Origin of the sequence: Sulfitobacter noctilucicola (genome assembly GCF_000622385.1) — a bacterium.
GTDB classification, from domain to species: Bacteria; Pseudomonadota; Alphaproteobacteria; order Rhodobacterales; family Rhodobacteraceae; genus Sulfitobacter; species Sulfitobacter noctilucicola.
In genome coordinates this window covers 43664-61893 of sequence record NZ_JASD01000008.1, presented here as the reverse complement: position 1 = coordinate 61893, position 18230 = coordinate 43664, and the positions used below count along the sequence as shown (strand labels likewise).

Sequence of the window (18230 nt, the reverse complement as noted above, 5' to 3'; positions counted from 1 at the left end):
CGTTTCTAACAGATACTGGTATGCGAATTCTGGCGTCTGAAGACGGACGCTAGAACCACTGCCCCGGTTCCATCAGGCCCAAATCCAACAGCTGCCGAGAGTGCCATTCAAAGGGTGCAGAGTTGTGCCACTTGAATGTTTGGATCTCGTATTTGCTGCCCGGATTGCTTTTCAGTGCTTTCGCTGTGCGAAATGAACAGACGGCAGCGGTGATGTTGTGGTGCCACGGGCAGGCGTAGGTGTTGTATTCCTCATCTGAAAACGTGTGGTCCCACCGGATGCGCAGGTCTTTTCTGGCACGGAAAAGGGATATCCGGTCAATCTTGCGCCGTACGGCAGGTACGTGTTCCTCATAGCGCCAGCGCAAGCCGCCAAAGAAATCAAGCTGCCGTTCTTTCGGGTGGTTGTGGTTTTCAACATCGTGCCGCGCCAATGCATAATAGCCCGAGCGGTCCATATGGGCTTGGTCCAATGACACCGCATCTGGAAACTTGTTGAGGTCCTCCGCGTAGAGATCGATCACATAGGTAAGCATTGCATCGCGGCGTTCTTCCGTATGGAAGGCCAGCATTTCGGTGACGCCACGAGTCTCGCAAAACGGATAGAAGAAATATTCGGCGTTATAACAAAAGAACACCCATTGCCCCGCCATCGGGTCCATCAGGGCGTTCAAAGCGTTTTCCATCGCGCCTTCTGCGGACATATTATAGTCCACACGAATAACCGTTTCCTGAACATCGCGGGGCAGGTCAAAGGCCGCCGGCATCAGCGCGATCACGGTTTTGAAACCCATCTGCTGGTGGTGACGCAAAGTTGTGGCCACTTCGACATCGTCTTCGACCATTACAATCGCATGCGGCCCTTTCGCGAGGGTTGCGGTTTCGGCCGTTATCATTTCAGTCAGGCTGGCGTACTGCATGGGACCCCAAATCGGATGTCTTTTGACCTAGAATCGGTTAATTCGCAGTGCATTGCAAGCGCAGGGTTGCCCTGTTAGACCGCGCACAATTCCTGCAAGCACCGGACCCTGCCATGACTACGCCCAAAAAGCTGTTTATCAAGACCTATGGCTGTCAGATGAATGTCTATGACAGTGAGCGCATGGCCGAGGCCATGGGTGGGCAGGGCTATGTCGAGACGAAGTCGGCGGACGATGCTGATATGATCCTGCTCAACACCTGCCACATCCGCGAAAAAGCGGCGGAGAAGGTTTATTCCGAACTGGGCCGACTGAAGCCGCTCAAGGCAAAGAATCCTGACCTGAAGATAGGCGTTGCGGGATGTGTGGCACAGGCGGAGGGCGAGGAAATCATGCGCCGCCAGCCTGCTGTCGATCTTGTTGTCGGCCCGCAAAGCTATCACCGGTTGCCAGCGATGGAAGAACGTTTGCGCATGGGCAAAACCGCGCTGGATACGGATTTCCCCGAAGAGGACAAGTTCGAGCATCTCAAATCGCGCCCCAAGGCCAAACGTGCTCCTGCTGCCTTTCTGACCGTTCAGGAAGGTTGTGACAAATTCTGTGCGTTCTGTGTCGTGCCTTATACCCGTGGTGCCGAAGTCAGTCGCCCGGCGGACCGCGTGCTGGAGGAAGCACGTGATCTGGTGGAGCGCGGCGTGCGCGAGGTGACGTTGCTGGGCCAGAACGTAAATGCATACCACGGACATGAAGGCGGTCTGTCTGGCCTGATCCGCGCATTGGCTAAGGTCGATGGGCTGGAGCGTATCCGCTACACCACCAGCCATCCCAACGATATGGAAGATGATCTGATTGCGGCACACGCAGACGTGCCGGAACTGATGCCCTATCTGCATCTTCCGGTGCAGTCGGGATCGGACCGCATTCTGAAACGGATGAACCGCAGCCACACGGCCGAGAGCTATCTGCGCCTGATCGAACGTATCCGCGAAGCACGTCCCGACATCATCATGTCAGGTGATTTTATCGTAGGCTTTCCGGAAGAGACGGACGCCGATTTTGAAGCAACGATGGAATTGGTCCGGCAGGTAAAGTACGGATATGCCTATTCCTTCAAGTATTCCACGCGCCCCGGAACCCCTGCCGCAGAGCGTCCGCTGGTTGATCCGGATGTTGCCGACGATCGTCTGCAACGGTTGCAGGCGCTGATCACGGACCACCAGCACGAGATCCAGCGATCAATGGTTGGCCGCGATGTATCCGTCCTGATTGAACGTGCAGGTCGTGAAGCGGGCCAGATGCTGGGGAAGTCCGAATATTTGCATTCTGTTCATGTGGAAAATTGTGACGCTGCAATTGGCGAAATTGCGCGCGTTAGAATCGTTGAGGCAAAAACGAACTCGCTGACAGCGCAACTTCTTTAAGCCATGCGCCGTCGAAGGGCATTTGGTGCGTGTTTGCCACAATTTCGCCGTATTTCCATGTGTTAGCGGCAGAATTAAACACCAAATGTAGATATCAGCGCTTCACACGGTCCAAATTTTTACCTAACGTATGACTATTGCGGGGATGCTACGCCTTTGGTTGTCGGCATGCCTTTCGTGGGGGAAAAAATGAAGGAAAATGCTGTGGTGAACACAATCTCCAAAGCGATCCGCGCCGTGGTGAGCCTGTCACTCGCGGCGGCGGTCGCGCTACCAGCGACATTTGCGGCTACCGGTGCTGATGCACAGACACGGTCGCAAGGCGGTCGCGACAAGGGTGTCTATACGCCAACTATCTGGGTTGATCCCGACGGGTGCGAGCACTGGGTTATGGATGATGGTGCCGAAGGCTACATGACGCCACACACCAACCGTCAGGGTATTCCGGTCTGCCGCCGGGGTAATGTTTGCGGTGTGATGAATTCGGACCAGTTCTTTGCTACAGACAGCTACCGCATCCACAAAGCGGGCAAGGCCCGTCTGGCGAATTTCTTCCGCACAACGGGTGCTGTGTCCTATATCATCACCGGCCACACCGACAGCCGTGCGTCTGACGCTTATAACATGCGCCTCAGCTTTAACCGCGCCAATGCAGTCGCTGCTGTTGCGGCGGCAAACGGTGCGCGTATCGCGGATGTTCGCGGATATGGCGAACGTATGCCGGCAGCGGCCAACAATTCAGCGCATGGGATGGCCAAAAACCGTCGCGTTGAAATCATCTGCATTCGCTAAGGGGACGTGACGTGATCAAATCCAAAATTCTTCTCGTGACGGCCTGTGCCTTTGGTCTGACCGCCTGTGGCGACTACGAAGGCGCGTTGCGCGGTTATTCATCCGATAAAACCCGCGATCGCGGGATCAACGGCCACCACCTGAGCACGCTTCAGGCGGGCATCTGGGTAGACCCGAACGGCTGTGACCACTGGATCATCGACGACGGTGTAGAAGGGTATCTTTCCGCACGTCTGGACAAATTCGGCAAGCCGGTCTGTTCTGGCGTGGCACCGCCAACCCACACCGTGGGTGACTTCAAAGGCGGCACATTTATCCCGGATCCGAACTGATCTTGGCGAAGCACACAGTATTCAAGGGCCGGCGTGTTTTGCACGTCGGCCCTTTTTTTGTCTACGGGGTGCATTTATGGCGCACGCGCCTTATCTGCATTGCATAGACCCGAACCTTAGGAGCCTGCCTTGCCACCAAGCGACGTGATCACACCGACACCAACCGATGAGCCGGTCGTGCTTGAATACCCTGATAACCGTTTGTTGATTGATCTTTGCGGCGCATATGATGCGCATCTGGCTGCCATTGAAAAGGCGCTGGAAGTGCAGATCATCCGGCGTGGTAATCACCTCAGTGTACTCGGAGAAAGCGACGCAACCGCGCAGGCGGCAAGCGTTTTGAATACGCTTTATGCGCGCCTTGAGGGTGGGCGCGCTGTTGAGCAGGCCGAGGTTGAAAGCCTTTTGCGGATGGGCGGCTCTGACGCAGGGACGGGCGTACGGCAAGGCGACCAGCTTGAGATGCCGGTAGGCGAGACCATTGAAATCCAGACCCGCAAAAAACGCGTTGAGCCGCGCACCGAGGCACAAAAAGCATATGTGAAGTCGCTGTTCGATAATGAACTGGCCTTTGGCATTGGCCCTGCGGGCACCGGTAAAACATATCTGGCCGTCGCAGTCGGTGTCAGCATGTTTATTGGGGGCCACGTGGACAAGATCATCCTAAGCCGTCCAGCTGTCGAGGCAGGTGAGAAGCTTGGATATTTGCCGGGTGACATGAAGGATAAGGTCGATCCTTATATGCAGCCGCTTTATGATGCGCTGAATGACTTTCTGCCCGGCAAGCAACTGGCCAAGTTGATCGAAGAAAAGCGGATCGAGATTGCGCCGCTTGCCTTTATGAGGGGCCGGACGTTGTCCAACGCGTTTGTGGTGCTGGACGAGGCGCAGAACGCCACGTCAATGCAGATGAAGATGTTTCTGACCCGTCTGGGTAACAATTCCCGTATGGTGATCACCGGCGACCGCACGCAGATCGACCTGCCGCGCGGCACGCAGTCCGGACTTGCGGATGCAGAGCGTTTGCTGAAGTCGATCCCCAAGATCAGCTTCAATTACTTCACATCAAAAGATGTGGTGCGTCATCCGCTGGTGGCTGCAATTATCGAGGCGTATGAAAACGAAGCAGCGGCATGAGCATGCATTTATCCATGCTCCTTCCCTTTCCCCCAGTGATTACGCACGTGCCTGACTGATGCCGCTTGAGATTGTGATCGAAGATTCGCGTTGGGATGACTTGGACCTGACCGCGTTGGCTGATGTTGCCCTGACTGAAACGCTGTCGCACCTCAGCGTGGAACACGCCTTGTGCGAGGTGTCCCTTCTGGCCTGTGATGATGCGCGGATTGCTGTGTTAAATGCCGACTTCAGGGGCAAACCTTCTGCCACAAATGTCTTGAGCTGGCCCGCGGAGGAGCGTGCTGCCTCTCAAGCAGGTGAGCGACCGGAGCCTGTTCAGCCGGGACCCGATGGGATGATCGAACTCGGTGACATCGCGATCAGTTATGATACTTGCGCGGCAGAAGCTGCGGCAGCAGGAAAGCCCCCTTCGGAGCATGTGACCCACTTGATATCCCATGCAACGCTGCATCTGTTGGGTTTTGACCACGAAAACGCGCAGGATGCCGCCTTGATGGAAGGCCTGGAAATTGAGATACTTGGCAAACTGGGTTTGGATAACCCATATAGGGAATCGTAGGCGGCAGGACCGCTGGCAATAATGACAGGACCCAATGGGCGACAACGACGGATCATCTGACGCGGCGCAAAGCGCGCAACCGGATGACAATACGACTTCAACAGATGATGCAAACGCCAAGTCTGGCGGATTCTTTTCTCGGGTGATCGAGGCGCTCAGTCCGTCTGATTCAGACGCGGGCGAAGAGATGACGCCGCCGCCGGTAGACCGGGTGTCTGCGCGGGGGATGATGAACCTGCGCCGGATGCGTGTCGACGATGTGGCAATCCCCAAGGCTGATATTACCGCAGTGCCGGTGACGGCCACGATGGATGAGCTTGTCGCTATTTTTAAGGAAAGTGGGCTGACACGTTTGCCTGTTTTCGAGGGCACACTTGATACTCCCGTTGGACTGGCGCACCTCAAAGATCTGGCTTTGCAGTACGGCTTTAACGGAAAGCCCGCGAATTTTGACCTCAAGGCGATGTTGCGCCCGTTGTTATTTGTGCCGCCCAGCATGGGTATCGGCGTCTTGTTGACCAAGATGCAGGCGGAGCGCCGTCATATGGCGCTGGTTATCGACGAATACGGTGGCGTTGACGGATTGGTGACCATTGAAGACCTGATAGAACAGGTGATCGGCGAGATCGAAGACGAACATGACGTAGACGAGACGACATTCTGGAGCGTTGAGAAGCCGGGCACTTATCTGGCGCTTGCCAAGACTCCGCTGGTGGATTTCGAGGCAGAGATCGGGCATTCGCTTACTGACCACGATGATGTGGATGAGGAAGAGATCGATACGCTTGGTGGTCTTGTCTTTATGCTGTCGGGACGCGTGCCGACACGCGGGGAAGTTGTTTTGCACCCCGATGGGCCGGAGTTCGAGGTTATCGACGCAGACCCGCGCCGTATCAAACGACTGCGTGTTCGCACTACTGGATCTAATGGATGACATTTGAACGAGGCTGGCCTGCGCTGGGTGCGGCTGCGCTCAGCGGTGCGCTGGCCGCGTTCGGACAGCAGCCTTACAACGTCAGCCTCGCCATGGTGGCGGGCATGGCGGTTGTTGTCTGGCTGACAGCAGGGCGTCTGACGCCGTGGCAGGCGGCACTGACCGGCTGGGCCTTCGGGCTTGGCTATTTCATGCATGCTTTGCAATGGATTGTCTCGCCTTTCATGGTCGATGTTGCCCGCCATGGCTGGATGGCTCCTTTTGCGCTGGTCTTTCTGGCCGGTGGCTTGGCCTTTTTTTGGGGTGGGGCATTCTGGCTGGCCAGACGGCTTTCGAGGCAACCGGTGCTTTGGGGGCTGATCCTGACTTGGCCGGCGGCAGAGATGCTGCGCGCGTATATTTTCACAGGTTTCCCATGGGCCATGCCATCGCAAATTTTGGTGGACCGTCTGCTGGGGCAGGGTCTGGCGTGGGTCGGTCCACATGGAATGAATGTGGTGCTGGTCGCAGCTTCAGTGGCGCTTGCGTCTTGTGCGGTCCCGCGATTGCGAACGAAAGTCACCTATCTGCGGGATGCCATGCTCGGGATTGTGCTGGTCGTGGCTGTGCTGCCCGTCAGCCGGTCCGAAGCTCCAATGACTGACCATATCGTTCGCCTGATCCAGCCTAACGCCGCGCAACGGGACAAATGGGACCCCGATAAAATTCCTGTCTTTTTTGACCGGCAGCTCCAATTAAGTGCTGCGCCACCAATCGAAGGCAACGCACCGCCCGATCTGGTCTTGTGGTCGGAGACGGCGATACCATGGGTGCTTGATCTTGCCGGATCCTCGTTAAGCGAGATTGCCAATGCGGCGGGGGCTGCGAATGTGGCACTTGGAGTGCAGCGCCGTGACATGGTGAACTACTACAACTCGATGATCGTGCTGGGGACGCAAGGCGAGGTGACGCAGACCTACGACAAGCACCATCTGGTGCCATTCGGCGAATACATGCCTTTCGCGGGTCTGATGGCTCGTTTCGAGATTTTCGGTTTGGCCCAGCGGGCACGCGGTGGATATGCCTCAGGTCCCGGACCGACTTTGCTGGATTTCGGCAAGCTGGGCCGTGCCCTGCCGCTAATCTGCTACGAGGCTGTCTTTGCGCAAGACGTGAACAGCACGCCGCAAAGGCCTGATTTTTTGATACAAATTACAAATGATGCATGGTTCGGAAAGGCCGCTGGCCCACGTCAGCATCTGGCACAGGCGCGAATGCGGGCGATTGAACAGGGTTTACCGCTTGCCCGTTCGGCGAATACCGGAGTTTCAGCCATGATTGACCCCTACGGCCGTATCACCGCGAGCATTCCGCTGAACACCCCAGGATTTGTCGATGCCACATTGGCACAGCCTTTACCCCCTACAATTTATAGTCGCACAAAGGACTGGCCGGCGCTCTTTGTGTTGCTTGGGGGACTCTTAATCGTGACAATCGGCGGCTGGCAGCGTGCCAAACGGCTAAATCATTGACCGCGCTAGGTGCGATGGATAAGCACCCTTAACTGATGTCACAACGGCTTCCTGACGTGGCATTTTAATTGGTATTGGAGCTTACATGTCCCGAAAGAACTATATTTTTACGTCCGAATCCGTCTCAGAGGGACATCCGGACAAGGTATGTGATCGCATTTCGGATGCGGTGCTTGATGCCTTCTTGAGCGAAGAGCCAGAAGCGCGCGTTGCCGCCGAAACCTTTGCGACCACCAACCGTGTCGTGATTGGTGGCGAAGTCGGGCTGAGTGACCAAAGCAAACTTTCGGAATATATGGGCCGCATCGAAGACATTGCGCGTGCCTGTATCAAGGATATCGGATACGAGCAGGACAAGTTTCATCACGCCACCTGCGAAATCACAAACCTTTTGCACGAGCAATCTGCGCATATTGCGCAGGGCGTCGATGCAAGCGGTAACAAGGATGAAGGTGCAGGCGATCAGGGCATCATGTTCGGTTATGCCACGGATGAGACAGAGCATTTGATGCCCGCACCCATCCATTATGCCCATGCGATCCTGCGCCGCCTCGCCGAAGTGCGCAAGGACGGGACAGAGCCGACACTGCGCCCGGATGCGAAAAGCCAGCTTTCCGTGCGCTACGAAGGCGGCAAGCCGGTAGGCGTGTCCTCCATCGTCCTTTCGACACAGCATGCATCACATGACCAGACCAGCGCGGATATTCGCGATATCGTCGAACCTTATATCCGCGAAGTGCTGCCAGACGGCTGGATTGACAGCGACACGACATGGCACGTGAACCCTACCGGCGTATTCGTGATCGGCGGACCTGACGGAGATGCTGGCCTTACCGGTCGGAAAATCATCGTGGATACCTATGGTGGTGCGGCCCCGCATGGCGGCGGCGCGTTCTCTGGTAAGGACCCGACCAAAGTGGACCGCTCTGCGGCTTACGCGGCTCGCTATCTGGCGAAGAATGTGGTTGCTTCCGGTATGGCCACAAAGTGTACCATCCAGCTTAGCTATGCCATTGGCGTAAGCGAGCCGCTGTCGATCTACTGCGATACGTTCGGGACCGGCGAAGTCGATGATGCCGAAGTGGAACGCGCAATCCGCAAGGTGATGAGCCTGACACCGCGCGGCATTCGCGAGCACCTGCAACTGAACAAGCCGATCTACCAGCGTACTGCGGCCTACGGTCACTTCGGTCGGGCACCAGATAGTGATGGTGGTTTTTCTTGGGAAAAGACAGACTTGGCTGATAAACTTAAGGCAGCGGTTTAACTTCTTTCTCATAATTTCGGGTCGGGACATTCTGTCGGGATGGTCCGGCCCGTTTGCGTTACTGCGGTCTTTTCGAGAAAACTGAAGGCGGTCTGCTGAGTACTTGCCTTGGTGGTGCAGGCACGTTTGGTATCGCACTGTCTGCAAGGGACGCCATTAAAGACGCTCCGGTTTCATGCTCTTTCTCGGTCAGAAACGTCCAAAGACTAAGACAGTTTTGTTCAATCGCCCTGACGGACAGCAGGTCATTCACTTCACCTTTTGCCCGCAGGTCACGCATTTGTCGCATCAATCTGCTTACCATGGGTTTGATATCGCGGGCGCAAGTGCCTGCACAAAGCTCAAGCAACTGTTCCATATCCGTTGTTTCAAAACGCGTCTTGGTGAATACATCCGTCGCTGGTGCTGAACCGATTGCGCACGCCACAGCATCTGCAAAGCTGTCGCGGCTGAGATCGTCTTTCGCGAGATAGTGAACACAGCCAAGAGAGCGGGCCTCATCCGCTAGTTCTGGCGTGACCTGACCGGAAATCATCAGGATCGGGGTGTTCAGGTTTCGCGGGCTGAGATGCACCATTTGCAGTGCTTCCAGTCCGGTGCCATCCGGAAGCGCGTAATCAAGCAGGATCAGACCATAGCTTTCCAGCTCGAGTTCACGGGAAAATTCGCCAAGGGTCTGCGCATTGTTTATTGTGCAGGGGAAGCCTAGACCGGAACACAGTCGCGCAATGCGGTGCCGGTCAAACCGTTCATCATCCAGGATCAAAACCGACAGGTGGTTGTCCATTGGTGCGTTCAAAAACGTTTTGTAATTCTGGCTTTGTGCAGCGGTCATCGGTGATCCTTTGCGGCGGTTTGCAACTTGCTTAGCGCCATAGTCTTAACCGGGTTATAACGCGCACAGGCATTGCAGGACGGAGGATCAGGCGCTAAAGGCCAGCCCCATGCAAACATCCAATCGCCCCCGCCGAAACTTTTATGGACGCTTAAAGGGAAAGTCCCTCAAGCAGTCACAGCGCGGCTATATCGCCGAAGACCTTGACGGTCTGTCGCCCGGTGCGGTCAGCTGGGAAGAGAACCCGGAACGAACACCGCTTGATCTGGAGGGGCTCTTCGGGGGCAAACCGGTCTGGCTTGAAATCGGTTTTGGTGGCGGAGAGCACATGGTGCATCAGGCTGCCACCAACCCTGACGTCGGGATCATTGGTTGCGAACCTTACATCAACGGCGTGGCGATGTTGCTGGGCAAAATCCGCAAAGCAGGCGTCGAGAATGTAGCGGTCCATCCCGGCGATGTGCGTGACATGTTTGACGTGCTGCCCGAGGCGTCGATTGACCGTGCCTTCCTGCTTTATCCGGACCCGTGGCCGAAGTCGCGTCATCACCGCCGCCGCTTTGTTACCGAAGAGCATCTGGTGCCGCTGGCACGTGTGCTGAAGCCCGGATCAATCTTTCGCGTGGCTACAGATATCGAAGACTACGTGCGCCAGACGTTGGAAGAGGTGCCGCGCTTCGGCTTCGAGTGGCTCGCCGAAGGACCGACCGACTGGCGCAAACCTTGGGACGACTGGTTGTCGACCCGTTACGAGCAAAAGGCGCTGCGCGAAGGCCGTGTGCCGCATTATCTGACTTTCCGCAAAACCTGAGCTGTGTCCGGCCGCGATAAGCTGACGTTTCAGGGGCTGAATCTGCTGGGCGTGGTTGCCTTGGCATAGACGGCGTGCAGGTGCTGGGCTAGAAGCGTTTCGAATAACAAAGGACCTCTCTCTATGTCAGCCCATGGTGATCCGATCCCAATGACATCCACCGCCTGCGGGCCGCTCACAGGCATAGCCGAGGTGCCGGGGGACAAGTCGATCTCGCACCGGTCGTTGATCCTTGGTGCGATGTGTATCGGTGAGACGACGATCGAAGGTTTGCTAGAGGGGCAGGACGTTCTGGATACGGCCAAGGCGATGCGTGCTTTCGGGGCGGACGTTACCGATCACGGGGGCGGGCGCTGGTCCGTAGTCGGCGTCGGGGTCGGCGGTTTTGCAGAACCAGACGGTGTCATTGATTGCGGCAACTCAGGCACGGGAGTGCGGCTGATCATGGGCGCGATGGCCACTTCGCCAATTGTTGCCACATTCACCGGTGATGCGAGCCTCAACAGCCGTCCGATGGCACGTGTCACGGACCCTCTTGCGCTGTTCGGCTGTCAGACAGTGGGGCGCACAGGCGGGCGGCTTCCCATGACGTTGGTCGGCGCGAAGGAGCCTGTCCCTGTGCGCTACACGGTGCCTGTACCGTCGGCTCAGGTGAAGTCTGCGGTGCTGCTGGCGGGACTGAATGCGCCGGGCGAGACGGTCGTCACTGAAGCAGAGGCGACGCGCGATCATACCGAGCGGATGTTGGCAGGGTTCGGCGCTAATATCAGTGTGGTCGATACCGACGAGGGGCGCGTTATCACACTTAAAGGTCAGCCAGAATTGCAGCCCCAACATATCGAAGTGCCCCGTGATCCTTCATCGGCGGCCTTTCCGGTCTGTGCGGCGCTGATCGTGCCCGGATCGGACGTGCTAGTGCCCGGGATTGGTCTGAATCCCACACGTGCCGGGTTGTTCACCACCCTGCGCGAGATGGGCGCGGACCTGACATACGAGAATGAACGCACAGAGGGCGGGGAACCGGTTGCAGACTTGCGCGCGCGCTTTTCGCCAGATTTGCATGGCATCGAGGTCCCGCCGGAGCGGGCAGCGTCAATGATAGACGAATATCCGGTTCTGTCGGTCGTAGCATCCTATGCGAAGGGCCAGACCGTTATGCGCGGCGTAAAGGAATTGCGCGTTAAGGAAAGCGACCGGATTGATGCAATGGCGACCGGTTTGCGGGCAAACGGCATCGACGTTGAAGATGGCCCTGACTGGTGGATTGTCACGGGGGCCGGCCACGGTAATGTTCCCGGCGGTGCTGTGTGTGCCAGCCATCTCGATCATCGCATTGCCATGTCATTTCTCATCCTAGGTATGGCATCACAAGACCCTGTGCGCGTTGATGACGGCGGTCCTATCGCCACGTCTTTCCCGATTTTTGAGCCGCTGATGCAGGCTTTGGGGGCGCAGGTTACGCGGTCAACCGCATGAACAACTTGTTAAAGCTGACCGGGGCCGTTTCGGCATTGCTTTTCGCCGTTCTGGCCTTGATGTCACTGGCTTGGCTGCAAGCTGACGGCATGGGCGTATTTGATGCGCGGTTCGGTGGCTATGGCGTGGATGAGTCCCGCAGCTACATCGCGGCATTAAGCGACGACCAGACAGCGCTTTATCAGGGCGCTTTCCGGCAGATTGATACTGTTTTCCCAATTTTGTTGGCAATCACACTTATTGGCGTGATCTGGCAGCATGCCAGAAACGTAAATGCAGTCGTGCGCGGCGTTATCGCTTTGTCGCCGTGTGTTTATCTTGCGCTCGATCTTGCTGAAAATGCAGCAGTGGCACATATGCTGACGACCGGTCCGCAGGTGTCGGCGGGCGCGATCCTGCAGGCCAGCGCCTATACAGTCGCGAAATGGATTTCACTGGCGCTGGCGATGTTGCTGGCGGTTTGGGCATGGCGGCTTTCACCCCGCTCGGGAGGTGCCGCATGACAAATGCTCCGGTCACAACGCAAGGGTTTACGGTTGCCATAGACGGGCCTGCGGCCTCTGGTAAGGGCACAATTTCGCGTGCCGTGGCAGAGCATTTCGGGTTTGCACATCTGGACACGGGCGTGCTTTACCGTGCTGTCGGCGCAAAGGTGATTTTGGGGCAGGACGCGGAGTCGGCAGCGAAGACGCTGGTGCCTGAAGACCTTACGAACCCTGATCTGCGAACACCTGATGTGGCACAGGCGGCCAGTATGGCGGCGGCAGTACCAGAAGTGCGGGCCGCGTTGGTCGATTTCCAACGCAGTTTTGCCGCGCGTGCAGGCGGGGCCGTGCTGGACGGTCGTGATATCGGAACTGTCATTTGCCCCTCTGCGCAGGTGAAACTGTTTGTGACGGCAACTGCGGATGTCCGTGCAAGGCGCCGGTTTCAGGAGCTGTCCGGCAACGGCCTGGAGACCAGCTTTGAAGAGGTTCTTGCAGATGTTCAGGCGCGAGATGCCCGCGACATGGGGCGGGCCGATGCGCCTTTGAAACCCGCACATGATGCGATTGAGGTGGATACCTCTGACATGGCGATAGAAGACGCTGTTGCCGCTGCAATTTCACTTATCAAGGCCGCAATGTAACGCGCTTGTGCGTAGCCAGAGGTCCGGCGTTTGTGCAAGTCTTGCAGTAGTAGGACACATAAGTGAGGGACCGGGATGCGCATTGTTCTCATGTTAATGATGGTTTTGGCGCTTGCGAGCGGAGCTGTTGCGCAGGAAACGCCTGAACCGAACACCGACATCCAACCGCTCGCGCAACCGCCAGAACCCGAAGCTGCGATGACGATGTCGCGACTGGCAGAAATCGTGCGTGCGCTGGATCCCGATGTGATCGCACGCGGACCTGCGCTTGAATTCACGCTGGACGACATTCCCATAGTCGTAATTGCTGACCCCCGCGCTGACAGGATGCGGGCCATGGTGCCGATTGCGAGCACCGAAGGGCTGTCAGAAAGCGATCTGCTCAGAATGATGCAAGCCAACTTCGACGCCGCGCTCGACGCCCGCTACGCGGTGGCACATGGCAGGCTTTGGGGTGTGTTCATCCACCCGCTTTCGCCGTTGAAGAAGGATCAGTTCCTGTCGGGGCTGGTTCAGACAATCACTGTCGCGAAAACCTATGGCAACGCCTATACAGGCGGCGCTGCGATCTTCGGTGGGGGCGATACTGGTAACATCTACCGCGAGTTGTTGCAGGATTTGCGCAAAAAGGGCGAGGCGCTTTAACCCCCTATCTGATGAAGGGTGAATGCAATTGCGACGCCCAAGGCCACAGCCACACCGGCCAGCTGGTTGTCCTCACGATAGGCTTTGGGAAACACCTCTGTGGCAAGTGATGCGATAACCGCACCTGCTGCAAACGACTGAATAAGCGCCAGCGGGCTTTGCTGTATGGGCGACAGCAATAGGTTTCCTGCAATCGCTGCGAGGCTGAGTATAGCGGCTGTTGCCGACCAAAGCCCCAGCGTTTTAAGCTTGCTGAAACCGTTTTCAGCCATTGCGCGGGCACCGCCTGCGGCTTCCGGTAGATTTGATAGAAAGATAGAGCCTGCGAGAGCCAGTACCGTGGCTGGCTCGGCTGTGATCAACACAACACCCAGCGCCAGATTTTCGGGAATGCCGTCCAGCACGATTGCGGCCAGTAAACCGCCGCCGCTCTCTTCCCCGACAGTTTTCTCGATCCATGTATCAATAGCTGTGAACACGGTAGCGCCCAGCCCAAACACAAAAAGAAGTCCCCAAAGCCCTGTTGATTGGGCAGCTGGTTCCAAAAGCTCCGCGATTGCGGATACGATCAATGCGCCACCGGCCATCGCCACGACAAAACCCTCAACACGAGCCGAAGGCGGGCGGTAAATTCCCCAAAGAGCGCCTGCGATCAGCGCGCAGGAGCTAACAAGAATAATTGCGAAAACCATCATGTCGGTCGTCTGCCTTTCGTAGTGTCGCGATACTTGTATGACATGCCTCGTTGATAGGATCCCACTTGCTGGCGAGTTGACGGAACCGCAGCCAATTGTCGCGCATTCCACCATGAGGATAGCTGCCGACTTGTCCGAGGCAAGTGACGCCGATCTGTCCTGACATTCTTCCGGTGTGGGTTGAAAGGCTATCTGGGAGCCATAGTTCTGAAGGAACAGTCGGCGTTGTGACCGGCAATAGAATAAAGGACCAATCTGATGAAAACCGCGCAGGACTATCTTGATGCTGCCAATGCAACCGTACCTACAATGGATGCCAAGGAAGCGATTTCAAAACATGCAGAAGGCAAAGGCGTGTTTGTCGATGTACGCGACAGCGGTGACATCGCCAAAAGCGGCACGATCAAAGGCGCGCTTCGTATCCCGCGGGGCATGATGGAGTTTCGCGCTGATCCAGCGATGACAGATTTCTACAATCCGGCGCTTAAGAAAGACGGCGAAATTTATCTGATTTGCGGTGCAGGTGGACAAGCCGCACTAACCGGCAAGACAATGCAGGATATGGGCTATTCCAATGTGACCAACATTGGCGGCTTTCCGGGTTGGAAAGACGCTGGCGGTCCGACAGAAGAGGGATGAGTGAAAGGGGAAGGCCGCGGGGTGTTTGAAGTTAAAACCTCGCGGCGTTCTATCCATCTAGGGCAATCAGGACAGCTTGCGGGCCGTAAGACGCCATCGACCATGCAAGCCTCCTCTCAAATGGTCAAACAGGTGAGGGGCCTCGGGCCATTATAGCCTTGCAGGAAAGGTCTGACTGTCCTATACGCGCACCTGTCTAAGGGGCGGATACAAGCCACGTGACGTACATCTGAGCAGGGTCGGTCAATGCCGGCCCTATTTCTTTTGCGTTATGTGACCCTACTCAAAGACCAATTCACACCCAAGACCGGCGGAGACAACCGCACGGCCAGAAAACAAGTCTATAAAGGAAACGATACGCTACATGGCGAATATGATGGACGAGTTTGAAGCACTCTTGAACGAAAGCTTCGAAATGGACACGCCCGAAGAGGGTTCTGTTGTCAAAGGCAAGGTGATCGCAATTGAAGCGGGCCAAGCCATTATCGACGTTGGCTACAAGATGGAAGGCCGCGTTGAGCTGAAAGAATTTGCCGAGCCAGGCGAAGCCCCCAAAGTAGAAGTCGGCGACGAGGTAGAAGTCTTCCTGCGTCAGGTCGAAAACTCCCGCGGTGAAGCGGTTATCTCTCGTGAGATGGCCCGTCGTGAGGAAGCATGGGATCGTCTGGAAAAAGCATACGCCGCAGAAGAGCGCGTCGAAGGTGCGATCTTTGGCCGTGTCAAAGGCGGTTTCACTGTGGATCTGGGCGGTGCTGTTGCATTCCTTCCCGGTTCTCAGGTCGATGTACGTCCCGTGCGCGATGCGGGCCCTCTGATGGGTCTCAAGCAACCGTTCCAGGTTCTGAAAATGGACCGTCGCCGCGGCAACATCGTTGTATCGCGTCGTGCGATCCTCGAAGAATCACGTGCCGAACAGCGTGCCGAAGTTATCGGTAACCTGACCGAAGGTCAGGAAGTCGACGGTGTGGTCAAGAACATCACCGAATACGGTGCGTTTGTTGATCTGGGCGGCGTTGACGGCCTGTTGCACGTCACAGACATGGCATGGCGCCGTGTGAACCACCCATCCGAGATCCTCACAATCGGTGAGACGATCAAGGTGCAGGTCATCAAGATCAACAAAGAGACGCACCGTATCTCCTTGGGCATGAAGCAGTTGCAGGAAGATCCATGGGATCTGGTTGCGGCGAAGTACCCGCTGGAATCCTCGCACACCGGTCGCGTCACCAATATCACCGATTACGGTGCCTTTGTTGAGCTGGAGCCAGGCGTCGAAGGTCTGGTTCACGTTTCCGAAATGTCCTGGACAAAGAAGAACGTACACCCCGGCAAGATCGTGTCTACCTCTCAGGAAGTCGAAGTCATGGTTCTGGAAATCGATGGTGCCAAGCGCCGCGTTTCCCTTGGCCTCAAGCAGACAATGCGCAACCCATGGGAAGTGTTTGCAGAAACACACCCCGAGGGCACGGAAGTCGAAGGCGAAGTCAAAAACATCACCGAATTCGGTCTGTTTGTTGGCCTCGACGGCGACATCGACGGCATGGTGCACCTGTCCGACCTGTCATGGGACCAGCGTGGCGAAGAAGCCATTCAGGATTACCGCAAGGGCGACACGGTTCAGGCAGTTGTCTCCGAAGTTGACGTTGAGAAAGAGCGCATCAGCCTCTCCATCAAAGGTGTCGGCGGTGACAAGTTCGCAGAAGCAGTGGGCGGCGTGAAACGCGGTTCTGTTGTGACTGTAAACGTGACCTCCATCGAAGATGGCGGGATCGAAGTGGAATACGAAGGTATGAAAGCCTTTATCCGCCGCTCCGATCTGTCCCGTGACCGTGCAGAGCAGCGCCCAGAGCGTTTCTCGGTTGGTGACAAAGTCGACGTGCGCATCACGAACGTGGATGCAAAAGCACACCGTCTTGGTGTTTCCATCAAAGCGCGTGAAATCGCAGAAGAGAAGGAAGCGGTTGAGCAGTATGGCTCCTCTGACTCCGGCGCATCCTTGGGTGATATCCTTGGTGCAGCTCTGAAGAACGAAGACTAATTCCGGTCACACACCGGAAGATGACAGTGAACCCCGCGCCTTTGAGGCGCGGGGTTTTTCTTTGGCAGCAGCGATCTTGCCGAGCATCGACATCAGAACCGTTCCAAAAAGCAGCGTTTCGTTTTCGTGGTGATCTCAAGCCTCTACCAATCGGGACCTGCATAAGGTTCTAGGAGTGCAATGGTGGGGAGATATTCGTGCCTCGGTAGAAATTTGCAGAGCGCGAAATCTTGGCGTTTTTCTTCGAATCGGTACATCCATCAGCGCGCGATACATCGACTTCGCGGTCCGGCAACGCATCGCGGGACCGGAAATCACCCTTAAATCAGCATGTTCCCTATGAAAAACTTCGCTCATCAAGTCTGAGCCGTCTTCCAAGGGCGTAACTTCTTTCCTATAGTCGGGTACGAGCTGCCAAAATATCAATATCTCGTGGGGGGATACCAAAAATGATCCGGTCAGAACTCATCCAGAAAATAGCAGATGACAATCCGCACCTCTATCAGCGGGATGTTGAGCGTATCGTGAATACTATTTTTGATGAGATCACTGGTGCGATGGCAGACGGGAACCGGGTCGAGCTGCGCGGGTTTGGTGCTTTTTCAGTCAAGAAGCGTGACGCAAGAGTGGGCCGTAACCCGAGAACGGGCGAGACCGTTCATGTAGATGAAAAGCACGTACCATTTTTCAAGACGGGGAAATTGCTCCGTGACAGGCTGAACGGGAAAAGCTGATGCGTTATGTTCGGTACCTTTGTATTGCAGTCTTTGCGATTGCGCTTATTTCTGTCGCGCTGGCGAACCGTGGTCTGGTGACCCTTCAGGTTCTGCCAAGCGAGGTTGCCGGCTGGTTTGCCGTCACACCACAAATCCAGCTGCCCCTGTTTCTGGTCATTCTGGGCAGCATTGTTGCAGGTTTGCTTGTCGGGTTTATCTGGGAATGGATCCGCGAATACGGTGAGCGTGCCGAAAAGGCGCGTCTTGCGCGCGAAACCCGCCGGCTGGAGCGTGAGATCGCCCGCCTGAAGGGCGAGAAGCATCAGGGCAAAGATGACGTGCTGGCGCTGCTGGACGAGGCAGGCTGAGGC

The 18230-nt window shown here is 56.5% G+C and carries 19 protein-coding genes, 1 pseudogene and 1 riboswitch; of the genes and pseudogenes, 17 read left to right on the top strand and 3 right to left on the bottom strand.

Annotation, left to right across the window (positions count from 1 at the left end):
* Nucleotides 1-49: 49 nt before the first annotated feature.
* Complete coding sequence (locus tag Z946_RS0103730) at nucleotides 50-919, bottom strand: hypothetical protein (protein WP_025054395.1); 870 nt, start codon at nucleotides 917-919, stop codon at nucleotides 50-52.
* A 113-nt stretch (nucleotides 920-1032) separates the two neighbouring features.
* Between Z946_RS0103730 and miaB the strand changes: the two genes are divergently transcribed.
* The 8 genes from miaB to metK all read left to right on the top strand — a co-directional run bounded on the left by miaB (nucleotide 1033) and on the right by metK (nucleotide 8875).
* Nucleotides 1033-2340, top strand: a complete 1308-nt coding sequence (gene miaB / locus Z946_RS0103725; protein WP_025054394.1) for a tRNA (N6-isopentenyl adenosine(37)-C2)-methylthiotransferase MiaB — start codon at nucleotides 1033-1035, stop codon at nucleotides 2338-2340.
* A gap of 189 nt (nucleotides 2341-2529) precedes the next feature.
* Nucleotides 2530-3132 carry an OmpA family protein gene (locus Z946_RS0103720; protein WP_081780861.1) on the top strand — a complete coding sequence of 201 codons (603 nt, stop codon included), beginning with the start codon at nucleotides 2530-2532 and terminating at the stop codon, nucleotides 3130-3132.
* Between the two features lie 11 nt (nucleotides 3133-3143).
* Nucleotides 3144-3464, top strand: coding sequence for a hypothetical protein (locus tag Z946_RS0103715; protein ID WP_025054392.1), 321 nt, complete (start codon nucleotides 3144-3146; stop codon nucleotides 3462-3464).
* A 129-nt stretch (nucleotides 3465-3593) separates the two neighbouring features.
* Nucleotides 3594-4601 (top strand): PhoH family protein, encoded by a 1008-nt coding sequence (locus Z946_RS0103710; protein WP_025054391.1) that lies wholly within the window; start codon nucleotides 3594-3596, stop codon nucleotides 4599-4601.
* A 58-nt stretch (nucleotides 4602-4659) separates the two neighbouring features.
* Nucleotides 4660-5163 carry an rRNA maturation RNase YbeY gene (gene ybeY / locus Z946_RS0103705; protein ID WP_025054390.1) on the top strand — a complete coding sequence of 168 codons (504 nt, stop codon included), beginning with the start codon at nucleotides 4660-4662 and terminating at the stop codon, nucleotides 5161-5163.
* Nucleotides 5164-5197: 34 nt separating this feature from the next.
* A complete protein-coding gene (locus Z946_RS0103700) occupies nucleotides 5198-6097 on the top strand; it encodes a hemolysin family protein (protein ID WP_025054389.1) in 900 nt (299 codons plus the stop codon).
* Complete coding sequence (gene lnt, locus Z946_RS0103695) at nucleotides 6094-7608, top strand: apolipoprotein N-acyltransferase (RefSeq protein WP_025054388.1); 1515 nt, start codon at nucleotides 6094-6096, stop codon at nucleotides 7606-7608. The genes Z946_RS0103700 and lnt overlap by 4 nt, the downstream gene beginning before the upstream one ends.
* Nucleotides 7609-7640: 32 nt before the next feature.
* Nucleotides 7641-7690, top strand: a riboswitch (SAM-SAH riboswitch).
* 3 nt (nucleotides 7691-7693) lie between these two features.
* Nucleotides 7694-8875, top strand: coding sequence for a methionine adenosyltransferase (gene metK, locus Z946_RS0103690; RefSeq protein ID WP_025054387.1), 1182 nt, complete (start codon nucleotides 7694-7696; stop codon nucleotides 8873-8875).
* A gap of 58 nt (nucleotides 8876-8933) precedes the next feature.
* On the opposite strand, the gene Z946_RS0103685 is transcribed toward metK, so the two are convergent.
* Nucleotides 8934-9710, bottom strand: coding sequence for a response regulator (locus tag Z946_RS0103685; protein WP_025054386.1), 777 nt, complete (start codon nucleotides 9708-9710; stop codon nucleotides 8934-8936).
* 109 nt (nucleotides 9711-9819) lie between these two features.
* On the opposite strand from Z946_RS0103685, the gene trmB reads away from it, so the two are divergent.
* The 5 genes from trmB (at nucleotide 9820) to Z946_RS0103660 (ending at nucleotide 13771) form a co-directional block, all read left to right on the top strand.
* Nucleotides 9820-10521, top strand: a complete 702-nt coding sequence (gene trmB, locus Z946_RS0103680; RefSeq protein ID WP_025054385.1) for a tRNA (guanine(46)-N(7))-methyltransferase TrmB — start codon at nucleotides 9820-9822, stop codon at nucleotides 10519-10521.
* A 123-nt stretch (nucleotides 10522-10644) separates the two neighbouring features.
* Nucleotides 10645-11997, top strand: a complete 1353-nt coding sequence (gene aroA / locus Z946_RS0103675) for a 3-phosphoshikimate 1-carboxyvinyltransferase (RefSeq protein WP_025054384.1) — start codon at nucleotides 10645-10647, stop codon at nucleotides 11995-11997.
* A complete protein-coding gene (locus tag Z946_RS0103670) occupies nucleotides 11994-12500 on the top strand; it encodes a hypothetical protein (protein WP_025054383.1) in 507 nt (168 codons plus the stop codon). The genes aroA and Z946_RS0103670 overlap by 4 nt, the downstream gene beginning before the upstream one ends.
* On the top strand, nucleotides 12497-13126 hold the full coding sequence (locus tag Z946_RS0103665; protein WP_025054382.1) for a (d)CMP kinase: 630 nt from the start codon (nucleotides 12497-12499) through the stop codon (nucleotides 13124-13126). Before Z946_RS0103670 ends, Z946_RS0103665 begins: the two co-directional genes overlap by 4 nt.
* Before the next feature lie 75 nt (nucleotides 13127-13201).
* Nucleotides 13202-13771: a polysaccharide deacetylase family protein gene (locus Z946_RS0103660; RefSeq protein WP_025054381.1), complete on the top strand. Its 570-nt coding sequence runs from the start codon at nucleotides 13202-13204 to the stop codon at nucleotides 13769-13771.
* Here Z946_RS0103660 and Z946_RS0103655 read toward each other — a convergent pair.
* On the bottom strand, nucleotides 13768-14466 hold the full coding sequence (locus Z946_RS0103655) for a ZIP family metal transporter (protein ID WP_025054380.1): 699 nt from the start codon (nucleotides 14464-14466) through the stop codon (nucleotides 13768-13770). The genes Z946_RS0103660 and Z946_RS0103655 overlap by 4 nt on opposite strands.
* A 258-nt stretch (nucleotides 14467-14724) precedes the next feature.
* Here Z946_RS0103655 and Z946_RS0103650 point away from each other — a divergent pair, with 258 nt between their 5' ends.
* The 4 genes and pseudogenes from Z946_RS0103650 to Z946_RS0103630 all read left to right on the top strand — a co-directional run bounded on the left by Z946_RS0103650 (nucleotide 14725) and on the right by Z946_RS0103630 (nucleotide 18227).
* Nucleotides 14725-15105 carry a rhodanese-like domain-containing protein gene (locus Z946_RS0103650; RefSeq protein WP_025054379.1) on the top strand — a complete coding sequence of 127 codons (381 nt, stop codon included), beginning with the start codon at nucleotides 14725-14727 and terminating at the stop codon, nucleotides 15103-15105.
* A 337-nt stretch (nucleotides 15106-15442) separates the two neighbouring features.
* Nucleotides 15443-17143, top strand: a pseudogene (gene rpsA, locus Z946_RS0103645) (30S ribosomal protein S1); the annotation flags it as partial.
* 449 nt (nucleotides 17144-17592) lie between these two features.
* Nucleotides 17593-17877 (top strand): integration host factor subunit beta, encoded by a 285-nt coding sequence (gene ihfB, locus Z946_RS0103635; RefSeq protein ID WP_025054377.1) that lies wholly within the window; start codon nucleotides 17593-17595, stop codon nucleotides 17875-17877.
* A complete protein-coding gene (locus tag Z946_RS0103630; protein WP_025054376.1) occupies nucleotides 17877-18227 on the top strand; it encodes a lipopolysaccharide assembly protein LapA domain-containing protein in 351 nt (116 codons plus the stop codon). The genes ihfB and Z946_RS0103630 overlap by 1 nt, the downstream gene beginning before the upstream one ends.
* Nucleotides 18228-18230: the final 3 nt, after the last annotated feature.